This is a genomic window from Glutamicibacter sp. St.4D3 (genome assembly GCF_059728615.1).
On record NZ_AP039380.1, the window covers coordinates 37,363 to 55,260 of the forward strand.

General features: G+C 69.8%; 17 protein-coding genes and 1 riboswitch. Of the genes, 10 read left to right on the forward strand and 7 right to left on the reverse strand.

The window, feature by feature from the left end:
- Window positions 1-46: 46 nt before the first annotated feature.
- The 9 genes from AC6I21_RS00185 to AC6I21_RS00225 all read left to right on the forward strand — a co-directional run bounded on the left by AC6I21_RS00185 (window position 47) and on the right by AC6I21_RS00225 (window position 5,967).
- Window positions 47-745, forward strand: a complete 699-nt coding sequence (locus tag AC6I21_RS00185) for a dienelactone hydrolase family protein (protein WP_138173184.1) — start codon at window positions 47-49, stop codon at window positions 743-745.
- A gap of 91 nt (window positions 746-836) precedes the next feature.
- Entirely contained in the window at window positions 837-1,268 is a 432-nt protein-coding gene (locus tag AC6I21_RS00190; protein WP_138173182.1) for a universal stress protein, read from the forward strand.
- A gap of 62 nt (window positions 1,269-1,330) precedes the next feature.
- Window positions 1,331-2,020: a LysR family transcriptional regulator substrate-binding protein gene (locus AC6I21_RS00195; protein WP_346922646.1), complete on the forward strand. Its 690-nt coding sequence runs from the start codon at window positions 1,331-1,333 to the stop codon at window positions 2,018-2,020.
- A gap of 67 nt (window positions 2,021-2,087) precedes the next feature.
- A complete protein-coding gene (locus AC6I21_RS00200) occupies window positions 2,088-2,876 on the forward strand; it encodes an enoyl-CoA hydratase/isomerase family protein (RefSeq protein WP_138173178.1) in 789 nt (262 codons plus the stop codon).
- Window positions 2,873-3,553, forward strand: coding sequence for an alpha/beta hydrolase (locus AC6I21_RS00205; RefSeq protein ID WP_446753953.1), 681 nt, complete (start codon window positions 2,873-2,875; stop codon window positions 3,551-3,553). The genes AC6I21_RS00200 and AC6I21_RS00205 overlap by 4 nt, the downstream gene beginning before the upstream one ends.
- Window positions 3,550-4,452 (forward strand): carbohydrate kinase family protein, encoded by a 903-nt coding sequence (locus AC6I21_RS00210; RefSeq protein ID WP_138173173.1) that lies wholly within the window; start codon window positions 3,550-3,552, stop codon window positions 4,450-4,452. The genes AC6I21_RS00205 and AC6I21_RS00210 overlap by 4 nt, the downstream gene beginning before the upstream one ends.
- 5 nt (window positions 4,453-4,457) lie before the next feature.
- Entirely contained in the window at window positions 4,458-4,883 is a 426-nt protein-coding gene (locus AC6I21_RS00215) for an HAD family hydrolase (RefSeq protein WP_497763434.1), read from the forward strand.
- Window positions 4,880-5,242, forward strand: coding sequence for an HAD family hydrolase (locus tag AC6I21_RS00220; protein WP_497762842.1), 363 nt, complete (start codon window positions 4,880-4,882; stop codon window positions 5,240-5,242). The genes AC6I21_RS00215 and AC6I21_RS00220 overlap by 4 nt, the downstream gene beginning before the upstream one ends.
- The gene (locus tag AC6I21_RS00225; protein WP_497762843.1) at window positions 5,239-5,967 is read left to right on the forward strand and encodes a glycerophosphodiester phosphodiesterase family protein; all 729 of its coding nucleotides are present in this window, start codon (window positions 5,239-5,241) and stop codon (window positions 5,965-5,967) included. The genes AC6I21_RS00220 and AC6I21_RS00225 overlap by 4 nt, the downstream gene beginning before the upstream one ends.
- Window positions 5,968-6,093: 126 nt before the next feature.
- Here AC6I21_RS00225 and AC6I21_RS00230 read toward each other — a convergent pair whose 3' ends face one another.
- A complete protein-coding gene (locus tag AC6I21_RS00230; RefSeq protein ID WP_138173167.1) occupies window positions 6,094-7,074 on the reverse strand; it encodes a hypothetical protein in 981 nt (326 codons plus the stop codon).
- A gap of 89 nt (window positions 7,075-7,163) precedes the next feature.
- On the opposite strand from AC6I21_RS00230, the gene AC6I21_RS00235 reads away from it, so the two are divergent.
- Window positions 7,164-10,361: a beta-phosphoglucomutase family hydrolase gene (locus AC6I21_RS00235; protein ID WP_138173165.1), complete on the forward strand. Its 3,198-nt coding sequence runs from the start codon at window positions 7,164-7,166 to the stop codon at window positions 10,359-10,361.
- A 10-nt stretch (window positions 10,362-10,371) separates the two neighbouring features.
- Here the strand turns inward: AC6I21_RS00235 and AC6I21_RS00240 are convergent, their stop codons facing one another.
- The 6 genes from AC6I21_RS00240 to AC6I21_RS00265 all read right to left on the reverse strand — a co-directional run bounded on the left by AC6I21_RS00240 (window position 10,372) and on the right by AC6I21_RS00265 (window position 17,842).
- Entirely contained in the window at window positions 10,372-11,778 is a 1,407-nt protein-coding gene (locus AC6I21_RS00240; protein ID WP_497762844.1) for a sugar porter family MFS transporter, read from the reverse strand.
- 60 nt (window positions 11,779-11,838) lie between these two features.
- Window positions 11,839-13,131 carry a uracil-xanthine permease family protein gene (locus tag AC6I21_RS00245; protein ID WP_497762845.1) on the reverse strand — a complete coding sequence of 431 codons (1,293 nt, stop codon included), beginning with the start codon at window positions 13,129-13,131 and terminating at the stop codon, window positions 11,839-11,841.
- Between the two features lie 34 nt (window positions 13,132-13,165).
- Window positions 13,166-14,608, reverse strand: a complete 1,443-nt coding sequence (locus AC6I21_RS00250) for a bifunctional hydroxymethylpyrimidine kinase/phosphomethylpyrimidine kinase (RefSeq protein WP_497762846.1) — start codon at window positions 14,606-14,608, stop codon at window positions 13,166-13,168.
- Window positions 14,605-15,246: a thiamine phosphate synthase gene (gene thiE / locus AC6I21_RS00255; RefSeq protein WP_497762847.1), complete on the reverse strand. Its 642-nt coding sequence runs from the start codon at window positions 15,244-15,246 to the stop codon at window positions 14,605-14,607. Before thiE ends, AC6I21_RS00250 begins: the two co-directional genes overlap by 4 nt.
- A 68-nt stretch (window positions 15,247-15,314) precedes the next feature.
- The gene (gene thiM / locus AC6I21_RS00260) at window positions 15,315-16,100 is read right to left on the reverse strand and encodes a hydroxyethylthiazole kinase (RefSeq protein WP_360028948.1); all 786 of its coding nucleotides are present in this window, start codon (window positions 16,098-16,100) and stop codon (window positions 15,315-15,317) included.
- A riboswitch (TPP riboswitch) is annotated at window positions 16,092-16,186 on the reverse strand. It overlaps the preceding gene by 9 nt.
- 66 nt (window positions 16,187-16,252) lie before the next feature.
- Window positions 16,253-17,842, reverse strand: a complete 1,590-nt coding sequence (locus AC6I21_RS00265) for a hypothetical protein (RefSeq protein WP_497762848.1) — start codon at window positions 17,840-17,842, stop codon at window positions 16,253-16,255.
- Window positions 17,843-17,898 lie beyond the last annotated feature (56 nt).

The following is a 17,898-nucleotide window of genomic DNA, read 5'->3' on the forward strand; positions in this document are numbered from 1 at the left end:
CATAGACTGTTATCAAAGTTCAAGTCACCCCGACTAAGGATGTGTCATGGCTGTCAAAACTCCCCATCAGAACGTCACCTTCGACTCGGTCGACGGCGAGGCCCACGGATACCTGGCGGTGCCCGAATCCGGGCGCGGACCCGGGGTGATTGTGATCCAGGAATGGTGGGGCCTGACCGACCACATCCGCGACGTGGCAGACCGACTGGCCGCCGAGGGGTTCGTCGCCCTGGCCCCGGACCTCTTTGGCGGCTGGATCACCCATGACGGGGATGAAGCGGCCAAGATGATGAGCGAGCTGCCCGAGGCCGAAGGCGCCCGGCTGCTGGCCGGAGCCGTGGACTACCTGCTGGGACGCGAGGAGGTCACCTCCACCAAGGTCGGTGCGATCGGCTTCTGCATGGGTGGCGGCTTCGTGCTGAACCTGGCCGCCCAGCAGGGGGAGAAGATTTCCGCCGCCGTCCCGTTCTACGGGGTGGGCCAGGCGGTGCCGGATGACTACACGGGCGTCAAGGCCGCCATCCAGGGCCACTACGCCATCCATGACGGGTTCTACCCCGTCGAGGACGCCCGGGCCCAGGAAGAGCAGATCCGCCGCGAATCCGGGGCGGAGGTCACCTTCTACTACTACGACGCGGACCACGCCTTCCACAATGACCAGAACCCGGCGGGCAACTACAAGCCCGAATACGCCCGGCAGGCCTGGCAGCGCTCGGTCGAATTCCTCAAGAAGCACGCCGGCTAAGGACTTTCACGTGGCACGCATCACATAGAGTGGTGTGCACAAGCGCGTGCTACGCACAGAACTGGAACATCAACCCAAGGAGAAACGCATTATGTCTGAAACCATCATCGTGGGCGTTGACGGCTCGGAAACCGCACTGAAGGCCGCGCGCCGCGCCGCCGACCTGAGCGCCAAGCTCGGTGCCGAACTGGTCGTGGTGACCGCCCACGCCTCGGACAACACCGAGGTCGTCTCCATCGGCTCGGACACCTGGATCCTGGATGACGCCGAGCAGGCCCGCAAGCTGGCCGAGCGTGTGGCCCGCGACGTGCGCGACGCCCAGCCCGAGGCCAACGTCTCCGCCGCCGCCGGACACGGCAAGCCTGCCGAGGTGCTGATCTCCGAGGCCAACTCCCGCAACGCCTCGATGATCGTGGTCGGCAACGTCGGCATGCGCGGCCTGGGCCGCGTGCTGGGTTCGGTCGCCTCCTCGGTCGCCCACTCGGCACCGTGCGATGTGCTGGTTGTGAAGACCGACAAGTAGGACACTGCGCACCGCAGATGCGTGGCCACCGGGATCCGGCGGCCACGCATTAGTCTTTAAGCGTGCAACAGCTACGCATTACCTACGCCGCCGGGGTGGTTCCGGGCAAATGGATTGACCGTTTCGCCCAGCGCTACCCGCAGATCGAGCTCAGCGCCCGGCGCCACGACGCCGGGCCGATCCTGGAGGAACTGTCCGCCGGGCGCGCCGATGTGGTGTTCGTGCGCTACGCCCCCGGGCAGTCGCCGAAGGACGAGACCCGCCACGTGATCCCGCTCTACCAGGAGCTGGAGGTGGTGTGCGCCGCCCGTGAGCACGACGTGGAGTACTACGACGAGAGCATTCCGGCCGCCGAGGTGGAAAAGTTTGCGCTGCTGGACCTGGCGGACTACCCGCCCGAGCGCGGCGGGGTGGAGATGGCGCTGGAGGTGGTGGCCAGTGGCGCGTTCGTGGCCCGCATGCCGATGAGCCTGGCCCGGCTGCACGCCCGCAAGGACGTCATCCACCGCGTGATCGAGGACGGGCAACCCACCCAGATCGGCATTAGCTGGCCGGTGGACGCGGCGAACCTTGAGATCGTGGAGGAGTTCATCGGGGTGGTGCGCGGGCGCAGCGCCACCAGTTCCCGGCAGGCCTCGGTGCGCCAGAAGCAGCAGCACCAGGCCCGCACCGAACGCAAGGCCGGGCGCAAGCCCGCGGCGGGCGGCAAGCCGTCCCCGGGACGCCACCCCAAACCCCGCAAGCGCCGCTAGCCCCGCCCCGGTGCGCCGGCCGCTAAAAGTCTAGTGGGGCAGGGGTTGGGCATGAGAAGGTGGGGTCATGGAGCAATTTGAGACACTGAGCCTACGCACCCAGGGCAGCGCCCTGATCGTCACCATCAACCGCCCCGCGTCGATGAACGCACTGGCCCTGGAGGTCGTGGAGGACCTGGAGAAGCTGGTCACGCACCTGGCGGGCACCGGGTTCGAGCACCGCGGCGTGGTGCTGACCGGGGCCGGGGAGAAGTCCTTCGTGGCCGGGGCGAACATCGTGCAGATGAAGGACATGGACGCCGACGCCGCCGACGCCTATGGCCGGCGCATGCACCGGGTCACCGAGGCGCTGGAGGCCCTGCAGGTTCCGGTCATCGCCGCGGTCAACGGCTTCGCCCTGGGCGGGGGCTGCGAACTGGCGCTGGCCTGCGACTTCATCTACGCCGCGGAGAACGCCAGCTTCGGCCAGCCGGAGGTCAACCTGGGCCTGGTGCCCGGGTTCGGCGGGTCGGTGCGCCTGCCGCGGCGGGTGGGCGTGGCCATGGCCCGCGAACTGATCTTCACCGGCCGGCGCATCAAGGCCGCCGAGGCGCTGCGCATTGGACTGGCCAACCGGGTGGTGCCGGCCGCGGAGCTGATCGACACGGCGGTGGCCACCATCGAGGAGATCGCCGCCGTCTCCCCGATGGCGGTGGCCAACGTGAAGGGGGCGATCAACCAGATCGCCGACACCGACGTGCACGCCGGACTGGACCTGGAGGCCGCCAGCTTCCGCAAGGCCTTCACCACCGAGGATTCGGTGGAGGGCCGGGCGGCGTTCGTGGAGAAGAGGAAAGCGCAATTCCCGGGCAAGTGATCCGCTACGGCACGCACCCGGACCAGTACCTGGAGGCCCACCTGCCCGCGGCGGCCACCGGGTCCGGGGCCGTGCTGATCATCCACGGCGGCTACTGGCGCACCGGCTACGACGCCGGCCTGGGCCGGCCCCTGGCCGCGGACCTGGCCCGGCGCGGGGTGGCGGCCTACAACCTGGAATACCGCCGCGGGCCGGGCAGCGCCCGGCAGATGGTGCAGGACGCGCGCACCGCGCTGGGGCTGATTCCCGCCGACGGGCCGCTGAGCGTCATCGGGCATTCGGCCGGCGCCCAGCTGGGTTGTGTGCTGGCCGCCGCCGAGCCGCGCATCACCCAGGTGATCAGCCAGGCCGGGCTACTGGACCTGCAATTGGCCCAACGGCTGCGGCTCAGTGACGACGCGGTGCCCCTGATGCTGGGCGACACCCCGTTGGCAGAGGTCAACCCGGTGGCGCTGTGGCCGATGAGGGCGCGTGTCATAATCTTTCATGGGAGCCAGGACGAGGATGTTCCGCTGCAGGTGGCCGAGCAGGCCGCCGCACAGGCCCGCGCCCGCGGCCAGGAGCACCGCACCGAAATTTTCGGCGGGGACCACTACACGTGGATTGACCCGGCCAGCGACCAGTGGCGGGCCTGCGTCGCAGAACTGGCACCCTGGCACTTTGGAGGAAGCACATGAACCCGACGGTGATCGGCGAGGCGCTGGTCGATGTCCTGGCCCCCGGGATTTCCCCGCCCCAGGAGTTCGTGGGCGGCAGCCCGCTGAACGTGGCCGTCTCGCTGGCCCGGCTGGGCTACCCCGGCACCCTGGTTTCCCGGTGGGGGCAGGACGAGAAGGGGCGCACCATCGAGCAGCACCTGGCCGAGAACCAGGTGAAGTTCCTGGGCGGCGCCGATGACAAGCCCACCGTGATCGCCCATGGCGTGCTGGACCCGGCCGGGGGAGCGACGTTCGCCTTCAACGCGTTCTGGCAGATGCCCACCCTGGTCACCGAACTGGATCCGGGCAGCCAGCTGGTGCACACCGGCTCGATCGCCACCCTGTTCAGCCCCGCGGAGCTGCTGCCGCTGATCACCCGCGCCCGGCAGCACGCGACCATCAGCTATGACCCGAACCTGCGCCCCTCGCTGGTCTCCAACCACGCCCAAACGGTGGCCGAGGTGGAGCAGTTCGTCGCCGCCGCGGACGTGGTGCGGGTTTCGGGCATCGACCTGCGCTGGCTCTACCCGATGCGCTCGGTCAAGCAGACCGCCCGCGCCTGGCTGGAGCTGGGACCTGCCATGGTGGTCTCCACCGCCGGTTCGGCCGGGTCCTTCGGGGTGGTGCGCGCCGGAACCGTGGAACAGCAGTCCAGGCTGGTGGAGGTCACCGACACCGTGGGCGCCGGGGACTCGTTCACCGCGGCGCTGCTGTGCTGGTTCGCCGACCACGGGCTGATCGGCGCCGGGCAGCGTGAGCGGCTGGCCGCGGTGAGCCTGCAGGAGCTGCAGGCCGCCCTGGACTTCGCCTCGAAGGCCGCGGCCGTCACCGTCACCCGGGCCGGGGCGAACCCGCCCTACCGCCGGGAGCTGGCGTGATCAAGATGATCGCCTCCGACCTGGATGGCACGATCGTCTCGGGAACCGGGCAGATCTCGGCCCGCACCCGGGACGCGTTCCTGGCCGCCCGGGCCGCCGGGATCCACATCGTCTTCGTGACCGGACGGCCCTACCGCTGGCTGACCCCGATCGTGGACGCCTTTGGCGGGCTGGGAACGGTGATCTGCTCCAACGGGGCGGTGCTGTACGACCTGGAAAACGACCAGGTGCTGTGGGCGCAGACCATCGACATCGCCACCGCCCGCCAGGCCCAGCAGATCATCCTGCACCATGAACCCCAGGCCAGCTTCGCCGCCGAAACCACCAAGGGCCTGCACCTGGGCCACGGGTTCGCCCAGGCCGGGCGCACCTGGGCTCCCTGGCGGAACTGGACCTGCACAGCCAGGAGCTGGACACGGAGGGGATCGTGAAGTTCCTGGCGCGCTCGCCGGGGCTGCCGGTCGAGGAGTTCTACCAGGCCGTGTACCCGGATTTGTCCCAGCTGCTGTGGCTGACCCATTCGGCCACCGACGTCTCGCTGCTGGAGATGGCGCACCTGGAGATCCACAAGGCGCACACGCTGGATGAGTACGCCCGCAAACTGGACATCAAGCCCGAGGAGATCATGGCGTTCGGGGACATGCCCAATGACATTGAGATGCTGCAGTTCGTGGGGCACGGGTATGCGATGGCCGATGGCCACCGCGAGACGCTGGCCGCCACACGGCTGACCGCCCCGCCGTTTTCCCAGGACGGGGTGGCCCAGGTGATCGAACGGCTGCTGAAGTGAAGTTCGGTTTCAGCCACCGCGGGTACCGCCGCGGCGCCGAGGAGAACACGCTGGCCGCGTTTCAGCGCGCCTATGCGGCCGGGATCCGCCATTTCGAGACCGACGTGCGCGCCACCAGCGACCAGACCGTCTATGCCTTCCACGACGAAACCCTGGAGCGCATCACCGCCGGGACCGGCCGGTTCAACGACCTGAGCGCCGAGCAGGTCGGCGCGCTGCGGGCCGGCACCGAGCCGCTGGCCACCCTGGAAGAGCTCATCAACGCCTTCCCCGATGTCATGTTCAACATCGATGTGAAGGACGTGGCGGTCATTGCGCCGCTGGCCAAGGTCATTGAGCGCACCTCTAGCCATGACCGGGTGGCGCTGGCCTCCTTCGACACCGCCCGCACCCGGGCCACCGCCCACCTGCTCTCCCGCCCGGTGCGCACCAGCCCGGGCACCCGGGAAATGATCCGCATCTGGCTCTGGGCCCATCTGATCGGGCGGATTCCGGCGAAATACCCCAAGGAGTTCTGGGCCGTCCAGGTTCCCCGGCGCCACGGCATGATCCCGGTGACCACCGGACGCTTCATCCGCGCGGTGCGTCGTTCGGGCATGCAGGTGCATGTCTGGGTGGTCAATGACGAGCCGAGCATGCGGCGGCTGCTGGATCAGGGGGTGGATGCGCTGGTCAGCGATGAGGCGCAGCTGCTCAGCCGGGTGCTGCAGGACTACCCCGGGTAGCGCTGCCGCCAGCTGAATTATCCGGCAAACCGCAGCCTCGCGCGCATGCCTCAGCTTCGATCGCCAAGCTCATCCCCGGCAGCCCCGTGGCTGGGGACTCTGTGCCGGTGAACGCGGCCGGGACCGCTACCCGGAGATCTGCAGGGTCTGCAGGATCTGCGGGGCAAAGTGCTCGATCTCCGCCGGCTCGGCCTCCACCAGCAGCCGCAGCCAGGCCTCATGCTGGGCCAGCGGGGCGATCAGGCAGGCCGGGTCGATCAGCGCGTAGAGCTCGTCCGGGGTCCCGTAGGCGGAGAACTCCTCCAGGTAGGCGAACAGCGCCCGCATGATGCGCTCGTCCTGGATCTCGCAATCCCACTGCTGCTGCATCGCCGCCAGCGGCTGGGCCAGGGAGGAGAACGGGTGGGCCCAGTGCCCGGCCCCCAGGTTCAGGATCCGCCCGTGCAGCCCCACCTCCGGGGGAATGACCACCTGGTCCAGGCCGAAGGCGCCGTGTTCCACGCTCAGGGGAACCGGGGCCTGGGCCAGCACCTGGCAGGCTTCGGCCAGGGCCGGGGTGCCGGCATACAGCTCGTCGGCCTGTTCACCGGTGATCGCCAGCGGGTGCCCGTTTTCCAGGGACACGTGCAGCATCAGGGCCTGGTCGAACTGCTCGGGCAGGAACTGCGGATCCACCACCGGCATCCCGGCGTCAAAGAACGTCTGTTCCTGGCCCATCAGCCCCACCTGCAGCGAGGCCAGCGAACGCAGGGCAAATTCCCAGCTTTCCACGGTTTCGCCCAGGGCCTGCACCGTGTGCCCGAAGTCGGGGCTGAGCAGGTAGCCGGCGGTGCGGTCGATGGCCAGGGGCATGACCACCCGTTCGGGCAGCAGCTGCCCGGCCGCCACGGTGATCGCCGCCTCGGCCGTGAGGCCCGGGGCGGTGGCGGTGAAGATCAAATCGGCGGCGTCGGTGCGCACCAGGGCGCTGATCTGCTGCAGGGTGGCGGGCCAGAAGTCCACGTCCCCCTCACGTTGGATGCCATAGGCCTCGCACGCGGCATCGATCCAGGCGGCGGTGTCCTCACGCCATTCATTGCTGTTCCACACGTCTATCCAGTGAGCCACGTATTCCATCGTAGTATGTCGCCGCAAGCCCCCGATGTTGCTACCGTGGGGCTGACGGCCAGTTTGTCCTCCACCAAAGGATTTTGCCTGTGAACTCTTCGCGTCCGATGTACCGACACCGTGACTTCAAAGCCGTGCTCTTCGACCTGGACGGGGTGCTGACCCCCACCGCCCAGGTGCACCGCGAGGCCTGGCAGGAGCTGTTTGACCGGTTCCTCTCGGCCCGCCACCCCGAGGCGGCCCCCTACACCCTGGATGATTACTTCACGCTGGTTGACGGGCGCCCGCGCTACGACGGGGTGCAGGCGGTGCTGGATTCGCGGGGCATCAGCCTGCCGCACGGCACCGGGCGGGACCTGCCCGGGTTTGAGACCGTGTGCGCGCTGGGGAACCTGAAGAACGACGTGTTCATCGACATCCTGGAACGGGAGGGCATCGCCCCCTACCAGGGGTCCTTGGACTTCTTGAACCAGGTGCTGGATGCCGGGCTGGACGTGGCGGTGGTCTCCTCCTCGCGCAACGCCCGCACCGTGCTGAACGCCGCCGAGCTGGCGGACTTCTTCCCCACCGTCGTCTCGGGCACCGAGGCGACGCTGCGCCAGCTGCCGGGCAAGCCGGCGCCGGACACGTTCCTGGCCGCCGCCCGGGACCTGGGCTGGCGCCCGGAGGAGTGCGTGGTCATCGAGGACGCGGTCTCCGGGGTGCAGGCCGCGGTGGCCGGCGGCTTCCGGGTGATCGGGGTGGCCCGGGAAAACAACGCCGCCTCGCTGGCCGAGGCCGGCGCGGACTTTGTGGTCACCGACCTGTCCGAGGTGATGACCGACGAATCCGGGGATGCGCTGAGCTACGACCCGTGGTCCATCACCCTGGATGAGGCGCGCGACGACGAGGGCGCCCAGGACACCGTGTTCTCCCTGGGCAACGGCTTTTTGGGGGCCAAGGCCCCGATGCTGGGCGTGGGGGACCAGGTGGGGGGCAGCTTCATCAACGGGCTGCACGAGACCTGGCAGATCCGCTACGCGGAGAACGCCTACGGGCTGGCCTCCACCGGGCAGACGATGATCGCGGCCCCGGACTTCCGCACCATGCGCGTGTACATCAACGACGAGGCGCTGGAGGTGGGCCGCACCGAGATGGTGCGCGATGACCTGCGCCTGGACTTCCGGGACGGCACCCTGGTCTCCACCACGCTGTGGCGCACCGCCGAGGGCCACCGGGTGGCGGTCACCAGCCGCGCCATGGTCTCCTTCACCGACCGGCACCTGGCGGTGGTGGACGTGAACGTGCGCCTGCTCGACGCGCCGGGGCACGTGGTGGTGCAGTCCTCGGTGATCGGCATCCCGCCCACCACCCTGGTGCCCACCCCGGCGGACCTGGATGCCGGGGAACCCTCCCCGTTGGATCCGCGCAAGTCCGAATCCACCGGGCAGAACCCGCTGCAGCCGGCCGGGCACTATGAGCGTGACGGTCGGGCCGGGCTGTCCTACATTGTGCGCGGTTCGGGGATGAGCGTGGCCACGGTCGCTGAACACCGGGCCAGCCTCACCGGCGGCTCGCAATCCCGGATCCACACCACCACCGATGTCAGCGCGGAGCGTTCGGACCACGTGGCCAGCGCCTCGCTGCAGCCCGGGGAGGGGCTGCGGCTGAGCAAGTTCGTGGCCTACCACTCCTCGCGGCGGCACACCGCCCGGGAAATGCTGGCCCGCTCGCACCGCGCCCTGGGCCACCTGGTGCCGCGCGGCGCCGACGACCACTTCCGCGGCCAGCGCACCTACATGGGCGAGTTCTGGCAGCGCAGCGACGTGCGGGTGGACAGCGACGACAAGACGCTGCAGCGCAAGATCCGCTGGAACATCTTCCAGCTGGCCCAGGCCTCGGCCCGCGCCGACGGGCTGGGGATCTCGGCCAAGGGCACCAGCGGCAACGGCTACTCCGGGCACTACTTCTGGGACACCGAGATCTATGTGCTGCCGTTCTTGACCTACACGAACCCGCAGTGGGCGCGCAACGCGCTGCGGGCGCGGGTCTCGATGCTGCCGGCCGCGACCCGCCGCGCGCAGATCATGAACGAGGACGGGATCCTGTTCCCCTGGCGCACCATCAACGGTGAGGAGGCCAGCGCCTACTACCCGGCCGGTACCGCCCAGTACCACATCAACGCGGACATCGCCTACGCGCTGAACCGCTACATGAACGCGACCGGGGACGTGGAGTTCCTGCGTTCGGGCGGCGCGGAGATCCTGGTGGGCACCGCCCGGATGTGGTCCTCGCTCGGGTTCTGGCGCACCACCGGAAGCCGGCAGAGCTTCCACATCCACGGGGTGACCGGACCGGATGAGTACACCGCGATCGTGAACGACAACGTCTACACGAACGTGATGGCGCGCTTTAACCTGCGCTGCGCCGCGGACATGCTCGACACCCTGGCCAACCGCTTCCCGCGCTTCCACGCCGAACTCACCGAGCGCCTGCAGATCCGCGAGGGGGAGGCCGAGAACTGGCGCAAGGCCGCGCACTGCTTCCACATCCCGTTCTCCGAACGGGTGGGCATCCACCCGCAGGACGAGCACTTCTTGAACCGGGAGATCTGGGATGTGTCCAACACCGACCCGGCGAAGCTGCCGCTGCTGCTGCACTACCACCCGCTGGTGATCTACCGTTTCCAGGTGATCAAGCAGGCGGACACGGTGCTGGCCCTGTGGCTGCGCTCCAGCGACTTCACCGATGCGGAGAAGCTGGCGGACTTCAACTACTACGACCCGCTGACCACCGGGGACTCCTCGCTCTCCGCGGCCGTGCAGTCCATCGTGGCCGCGGAGGTCGGCTACCGGGACCTGGCCTACGAGTACTTCCAGGCGGCGCTGAACGTGGACCTGGAGAACTCGCACCGCAACACCGCCGACGGGGTGCACGTGGCCTCCACCGGCGGGGTGTGGGCGACGCTGATCTACGGATTCGCCGGCATGCGCGATGACGGGGACGTGCTCAGCTTCGACCCCCGGCTGCCGGCCAGCTGGTCCACGCTCTCCTTCCGGCTGGCGTGGCGCGGCTCGATGATCACGGTGCGGCTGAACAGCGATTCCATGCGGCTGAGCATGGAGGGCGGGGCCACCTTGTACTTCGCGGTGCGCGGGAAGAACTACTCGCTCTCGGCCTCCGAACCGGTGGAGATCGAACTGGACGCCCACGGCCAGGTCCGCGAGGGCAAGCCCAGCATGGAGCACGTGGTGGCGCTGCACAGCGAGGACTCCGCCGACGTCATGCAGCCCCCGCGCGGGTTCTGACCCGCGCGGGCTAGAGCGTCATCTCCTCCAGCTTGCGTCCCTTGGTCTCCTTGACCATGAACAGCACGAACAGGAAGGAGAGCAGCGCGAAGCTGGCGTAGATGCCGTAGGCCAGCTGCAGCCCGGCCTCGGCCAGGGACGGGAACGTGGTGGAGACCAGGAAGTTGGTCAGCCACTGCGCGGCCGCCGCCACGCCCAGGGCCAGGGTGCGGATGGAGTTGGGGAACATCTCCCCCAGCAGCACCCACACCGCCGGGCCCCAGCTGGCGCCGAAGCCGATCACGAACAGGTTCGCGCTGATCAAGGCGATGGTGCCCCAGGCCCCGGGCAGGCTCAGCGCCCCGTCGACGGTCACGGCCTGGGAGAACGCGAGCGTCATGGCCCCCAGGGACAGGGTCATGATCCCGGAGCCGAGCAGCAGCAGCAGCTTGCGCCCCAGCACGTCGATGAGCGAGATCGCGATGATGGTCGCCACGATGTTGGTCACCGAGGTGATCAGCGAGATGGTGAAGGAGTCCGATTCGGCGAAGCCCACCGACTTCCACAGGGTGGTGGAGTAGTAGAAAATCACGTTGATGCCCACCAGCTGCTGGAACATCGAAAGCAGGATGCCGATCCACACCACCGGGTGGAAGCCGAAGCGCCCGATCAGATCGGAGAAGGTCTGGTGGCGCTCCAGGTGCACGGTGGCGCGGATCTCCTCGATCTTCTGCTCGGTCATGGCGCCCGGCTCCATGCCCACATCCCGGGACAGGACCTGGGCGGCCTCCACGTAGCGTCCGCGTTCGACCAGGTAGCGCGGGGACTCGGGCAGCCGGGCGGCCAGCACCCCGTAGACCACCGCGGGCACCAGCAGCGACAGGTACATCCAGCGCCAGGCCTCCAGGCCGAACCAGCCCACCGCGTCGGCCGAACCCATCACGTACACCAGCAGCGCGCTGGCCAGGAAGGCGATGAAGATGCCCACCACGATGCTCATCTGCTGCAGCGAGCCCAGCCGGCCGCGGTGCGCGGCCGGGGAGATCTCGGCGATGTAGGCCGGGGCGATCACCGAGGCGAAGCCCACGCCCAGCCCGCCCACGATCCGCCAGATGATCAGATCCACCGGACCGAAGCAGAATCCGGCGCCCAGGGCGGAGGCGCCCAGCAGGACGGCGGCGATGATCATGGTGCGCACCCGGCCCACCCGCTCGGCCACCACCCCGGCCACCCAGGCGCCGATCGCGGCGCCGATCAGGGCGCAGGAGACGGTGAAGCCGATGGTGACCGCGTTCAGCCCGAACTGTTCCTGCACCGCATCCACGGTGCCGTTGACGATGGAGCTGTCATAGCCAAAGAGCAGCCCGCCCAGGGCCGCGCCCAGCGCGATCCCGATCAGGCGGGCCGATATCTTGCCATCCGTTGTGTGTGAGCTCATGAGCCGATCGTAGCGCGTGGACGGTGCCAACCCTAGGCTTTCGCGTGCGCTGGTTTCCGGCTACCGCTGTTCGCCTGCGGCCGGGGCCGGGGCGTGGGCCGGATCGCTGCCGCGCCAGCGCGCCACCAGGGACATCAGGTGGTAGACCACCAGGGTGGCGATGGTCCCCAGCGCGATCCCGCCCAGCTGGAACTGGCCGAAGCTGATCTCGGAGGTGACCGCGATGGCGATGATCAGGCCCACCCCGGCGGTCATCAGGTTGATCGGGTTGCCGAAGTCCACCCGGTGTTCGATCCACAGCCGGGCCCCGATGATGCCGATCATGCCGTAGAGCACGATCCCGGCCCCGCCGATGACCCCGGCCGGGATGGTGCCGATCAGCGCCCCGAACTTGGGCAGGAACGCCAGCGCCATGGCGGCGATCGCCGCCACCCAGTAGGCGGCGGTGGAGTAGACGCGGGAGGCGGCCATCACCCCGATGTTCTCCGCATAGGTGGTGGTCGCCGAGCCGCCGCCCAGCCCGGCCAGCACCGAGGCGGCACCGTCGGCCATCAGCGCCCGGCCGTTGAAGCGGGACAGGTCCCGCCCGGTCATCAGCCCCACGGTGCGCACGTGGCCGATGTTCTCGGCGATCAGCACGAACACGGCCGGCAGGAACATCAGCGCGGTGTCCAGGTGGAAGCTGGGGGTGTTGAATTCGGGCAGCCCGAACCAGGGGGCGTCGGCCACCGGGGCGAAGTCCACCTGCCCCTGGGCCAGGGCCACCAGGTAGCCGAGCACCAGGCCCACCAGGATCGAGAGCCTGCCCAGCAGCCCCTTGAACACGACGGTGGCCAGCACCACGGCCAGCACCGTGGCGAAGGTGGTCAGCGGAACCCGCTTCATCGGCTCCAGGGTCGCCCCGGCCAGGTTCAGGCCGATCAGCGCCACGATGGTGCCCATCACCACCGGCGGCATCAGCGCGTGGATCCAGCCGGTGCCGGTCTTCTGCACCACCAGCCCGACCACGAACAGCAGCGCGCCGGTCATCACGATCCCGCCCAGGGCCGCGGACATGTCATGGCTGGACATGGTGGCCATCACCGGGGCGATCAGCGCGAAGGAGGAACCCAGGTAGCTGGGCACCTTGTTCGCGGTGATCAGCAGGAACAGGATGGTGGCCACCCCGGTAAACAGCAAGGTGGTGGTGACCGGGAAGCCGGTCAGCGTGGGCACCAGGATGGAGGAGCCGAACATCGCCAGGATGTGCTGGGTGCCGATGGAAATGGTCTGCGGCCAGTGCAGCCGCTCATCCGGGGCGACCACCTCACCGGGGGTGATGGACTTCCCGTCGCCGTGGATCGACCATTTCATGCGTGTTCCTCCTGATTATGGGCCGGGAAGTATCTTACGCTTCGGCCCCCGATTGCGCGAAAAACGCCAGCTCATGGCGGCTGGAGGTCTCAAAGGCCCGCCACATTGCCTGCCGGGTGCGTTCATCGGCCCGCCGGTAGGCGGCACGCACCATGCCGATCGCCGCCGCGGTGGCCGCATCGAACTCGGCGGAGGAGTAGGTGGCCAGCCACTGCCGGTAGGGGTGTTGCCCGTGCCCGGCCGCCGCCAGCCGGGACCCGACGTCCTGGTAGATCCAGTAGCAGGGCAGGATCGCGGCGATCAGCACCGGGTAGTGGTGCCCGGCCGCCGCCAGGTGGTTCACGTAGTTCGCGGTGGTCTCGCTTCCGTGCGCCGCGGTGTCCAGCGCGAATTCGCGGTGCAGCGCCATTTCCTCCTCGAACGTCGCCGAGGCGGCGGCGGCCCAGAAGCGCTGGGCGGCCGCGTCCGGGGCGATGATGCTGGCCTGGGCCAGCACCTGGGCGTAGCCGCGCAGGTACAGGGCGTCCTGGTTGATGTAGTAGTCGAAGTTCGCCCGCGGCAGGGTGCCCGCCCGCAGCTGGCGGATGAAGTCCAGCTCATCGATCCCCTCCCGGATCCCGGCGATGTCCTGCCACCACTGCTGCATCGGGTCCTGCGCCGGCGCCAGCCCCTGCCCGGACCACAGCCCGGCCAGGTGGTGCACCGGCCCGTGCCCGGCCCCCACTGACAGCTGCCCGGAGGCGGCGATCGCCTCGGCCAGGTACTCCTTGGCCGCGCCCAGCGCCGCCGCCCAGTTACCGCCGCGCGCGTACAGGCTGGCCAGGGCGCTGGAGAGCGTGCACCCGGTGCCGTGCGTGTTTTCGGTGTCGATCCGCGCGGCCGGGAAGTCGGCCAGCACCCCGGTGGCGTCCACCAGCGCGTCCGGGCACTGCTCCCCGCCCAGGTGCCCGCCCTTGGCCACCACCAGCACGTCGTGGGCGGCGGCCAGGCGCTGCGCCTGGGCCAGCACGCCATCCCAGGTGGTGGCGCGCGCTTCACCCAGCAGCACCGCCAGTTCGTCCATGTTCGGGGTCAGCACCGTGGCCCGGGCCAGCAGCCGGGACATCGCCTGGTGGGCCGCGTCATCCAGCAGCCGGTCCCCGCTGGTGGCGATCATCACCGGGTCGAGCACCACCGGCAGCCCGGCCGGCTGTTCGCCCAGCCACTGCTGCACCGCGTCGATGATCCCGGCGTTGGCCAGCATCCCGATCTTCACCGCGTCGATGCGCACATCGGCGACGATGCTGCGCAGCTGGGCGGTGACGAACTGCGGCTCAACGGCCTGCACCGCGTCCACGCCCCGGGTGTTCTGCGCGGTCAGGGACGTGATGGCGGCCATCCCGTAGCCCCCGGTCGCGGCGATCGCCTTCAAATCCGCCTGGATTCCGGCGCCCCCGGAGGGGTCGGAACCGGCGATGGACAGGATGTTGTGGATCATTTCGCCTCCTGCCAGGCGCGCAGCAGCCCGCCGGCGGCCGCACCGGGGTCGGTGCTGGAGCAGATGGCGCGCACCACCGCCATGCCCTCGGCCCCGGCCGCGCGCAGCGCCGGGGCGTCCTCGGCCTGCAGCGCACCGATGGCCACGCAGGGCAGCTGGGCGATCTTCCGGGCCCGGGCGAAGCCCTCGATCCCGATCGGGGTGGGGTGGTCCTTCTTGGTGGGGGTGGCCCGGATGGCCCCGACGCCCAGGTAGTCGATCATCGAGGCGTTCGCGTTCGCCGCCGCCAGCTGCTCATCGGTGGAGGCGCTCAACCCCAAGGTGGCGTCCCCGATCAGTTCGCGCACCCGCTGCACCGGCAGGTCCTGCTGCCCGATGTGCACCCCGGTGACCGCGGCCCCGGCGGCCCGTGCCGCCAGGTACACGTCCACCCGGTCGTTGACCAGCAGTTCGGCCCGGCCCGCGGTGAGCTGACCGGCGGCCAGGGCCAGTTCATAGAATTCGCGCGCGTTTTCCTCCTTGGCGCGCAGCTGGATCCACTGCACGCCAGCCTGCACGGCGGCCTGGATGACCTCAAGGGTGCGGTGTGGGGTGCAGCTGGCGGTGTTGGCGACCAAATATACGCCGAGATTTCGCATGATTGTCCTTAAACCGCCCCCTGCGGGGCCGGCGGGTTGACTCGTGGGCGGAATGAAGAATGAGGGATCTAGAGTTCCTCGATGCGCACCGCACCCAGTTCCTGCGGATCGGTCAGGGCCAGGGCGTCGAGGAACTGCGCGGCAAAGCTGCCCGGCCCCAGGGACAGGGCGGCGGCGCGTTCGGCGGCCCGCCCGTAATAGGCGTGGGCGGCCACGGTGGAGGTGAACACGTCCTGCCCGGCGGCGATCGCCGCCGCGGCGAACGCACCCAGGGCGCACCCGCCGCCGGTGACGCGGGTCAGTTCGATCCCGTCGGTGTGCACCATGACCGTGCGCTGGGCACTGACCACGGCGTCGGCCGGCCCGGAAATCGCGACCACCGCGCCGTGGCGTTCGGCCAGTTCCCGCCCGGCGGCGATGGCCGCGGCCACGGGGTCGGCCGAATCCACCCCGCGCCCGGTGGACTGGTGCCCGGCCAGGGCCATGATCTCCGAGGCGTTGCCGCGGATCAAGGCGGGGCGCAGCGAAACGATGCGCTGGGCGTAGCGCGTGCGCACCGGCAGCGCGCCAACGGCCACCGGGTCCAGCACCCAGGGCGTGTTGGCCTGGTTCGCGGCCTCGATCGCCTCATCCATGGCGGCCAGCTGTTCGGTGCTGGGGGTGCCCAGGTTCACCAGCACCGCGCAGGCGGTCTTCGCGAACGGCCCCGCCTCCCCGGGCAGGTTGGTCATGGCCGGGGCGGCGCCGGCGGCCAGCAGCGCGTTGGCGGTGAAGTTGGCGACCACGGTGTTGGTCAGGCAGAACACCAGGGGGCTGGTGTGGCGCAGTGAATGGATCACGGCAGGCAGGGTCATGTGCGACATCCCTCCGCTAGTTTGAACTAGTTCAGGTTCGACGGGTGTCATCTCAGTCGGCGGCGCCGACACCCCGTGTCACTCGTGACCGAGCGTACGCAATCGCCCACCCGTTGACAAACCTGTGACGCGCCGCACCGCGCCGCCCCCGGTCAGGGCCGGCCCGGCGCGCCCGGCGGTGCTGCAGGGCCGGCAGCAGCCGGGCGCCCATGTGCCGCTGCCGGGTGCCGTTCGGGGCCGGGGTGCGGGATGAGCAGCCGCGCCGGGAAGCACAGCACCGCCAGGCTGAGCCCGACCCATCCGTAGTCAAACCCGTAGCCGCAGAACAGCAGGGCGCCCAGGGCGGCGGTCACGGTGCGCAGCGAACGCAATTCGATCACCTGCCGGTACCAGCGCTCCCAGTGCCCATCCACCGCCCAGGCCACCTGCATCCGCCGGCTGGCCAGGCGCACGGCGGCGTGGGCCAGCAACAGCACCGCCACCAGCAGCAGGATGAACGCCGCCGGGGCGGTGACCAGCCCCCACAGGTAGTCCAGTGGCGGGCGCAGCAGGAAGTAGACGCTGGCGGCCATCAGCAGCCCGGCCACCGGGTAGATCCAGCGCGGCAGCGGTCCCCAGTGCCGGGGCCCGGTCCGACCGGCCTTGCCGTGCACGTACCCCATGCTGCTGCCGGTGATCACCAGGTAGAGCAGGGCGGCGCCGGTGATCAGCACCATCAGGTGCATCCCCGGCCGTGCATCGGGCAGGGCCTGCGGCTGCGGTGAGTGCGTGGGCCACAGGACGAGCAGCAGGATCAGTGAGGCGCCCAGCGCCAAGTACTGGGTGGCGAACAGGTGGTCGCGCAGGGCGCGCACCGGATGCCGCGGCACGGCGGTGACGCCCTCGAAGTTCTGTGGCGGGCGCCAGAACAGCATCACCAGGGCGACGCCGAGCACGGCGTAGTTCCCTACCGAATCCCAGCCGTCGCCCAGCGCGCGCAGCCGCTCAAGGTCCCCGTCCGCGGCCTGCTGGTGGAACCACCGGGCCTTGTAGTGCAGGGCGGCCGCGCCGTTGGCGGCCAGGACCACGGCCACGGTGCGGTACAGCCGGTTCAGCCACACCCGGCGCAGCATCCGGTTGTCGTGCCGCGAGATCCCCGGCAGCGGCCTGCGGCGCAGGATCACCAGGCTGGCCAGGAGGGTGGCGGCCACCAGCAGTCCCAGGCAGAGGGCCAGGTACGGCAGCACCTCGCCGGCCGGGCGCAACCCGTCGGCGGCCGGGATGAAGTAGCTCAGTTCCTCCCCGCTGAGCTCGCGCTGCGCGGTGGGAGCCCGGTAGGGCACATCGCCCGCCGCCCACAGCGCGGTGAGCGAGCCGGCCAGGACCAGGACGAGGGCCGCCACCAGCTTGCCCGGCACCAACCCGGTGCGCGGCTGCGGGTCGGCGCTGCGCTGCACGCGCGGCCCGGTGAACTGGGCCAGCACGTAGACGAACCCGACCCACAGCGCCGGGGTGGCGGCCCGCCCCACCGCGCCCGGCCAGCCGCCGGGCACCGCCTGCCCCTCCGCGCTGATCGGGTAGAAGGCATCGAACCAGTCGGTGGAGACGGCGGCGAGGAATCCGATGAGCGCGCACCACCGGGCGTACCGGCGCGCCTGGGACAGCAGGTTCCCGCTCCCGCTCGGGCTGAGGGCCCGCAGGATCAGCGCCACCAGGGCGGCGGCGACGGCGAACGAGCCCAGCGGGGCGCTCAGGTCGGTCATCGGCCCTCCTTTATCCAGCCCAATGTATCAACCCGGTGGCGCAAACGGGGGCCGGG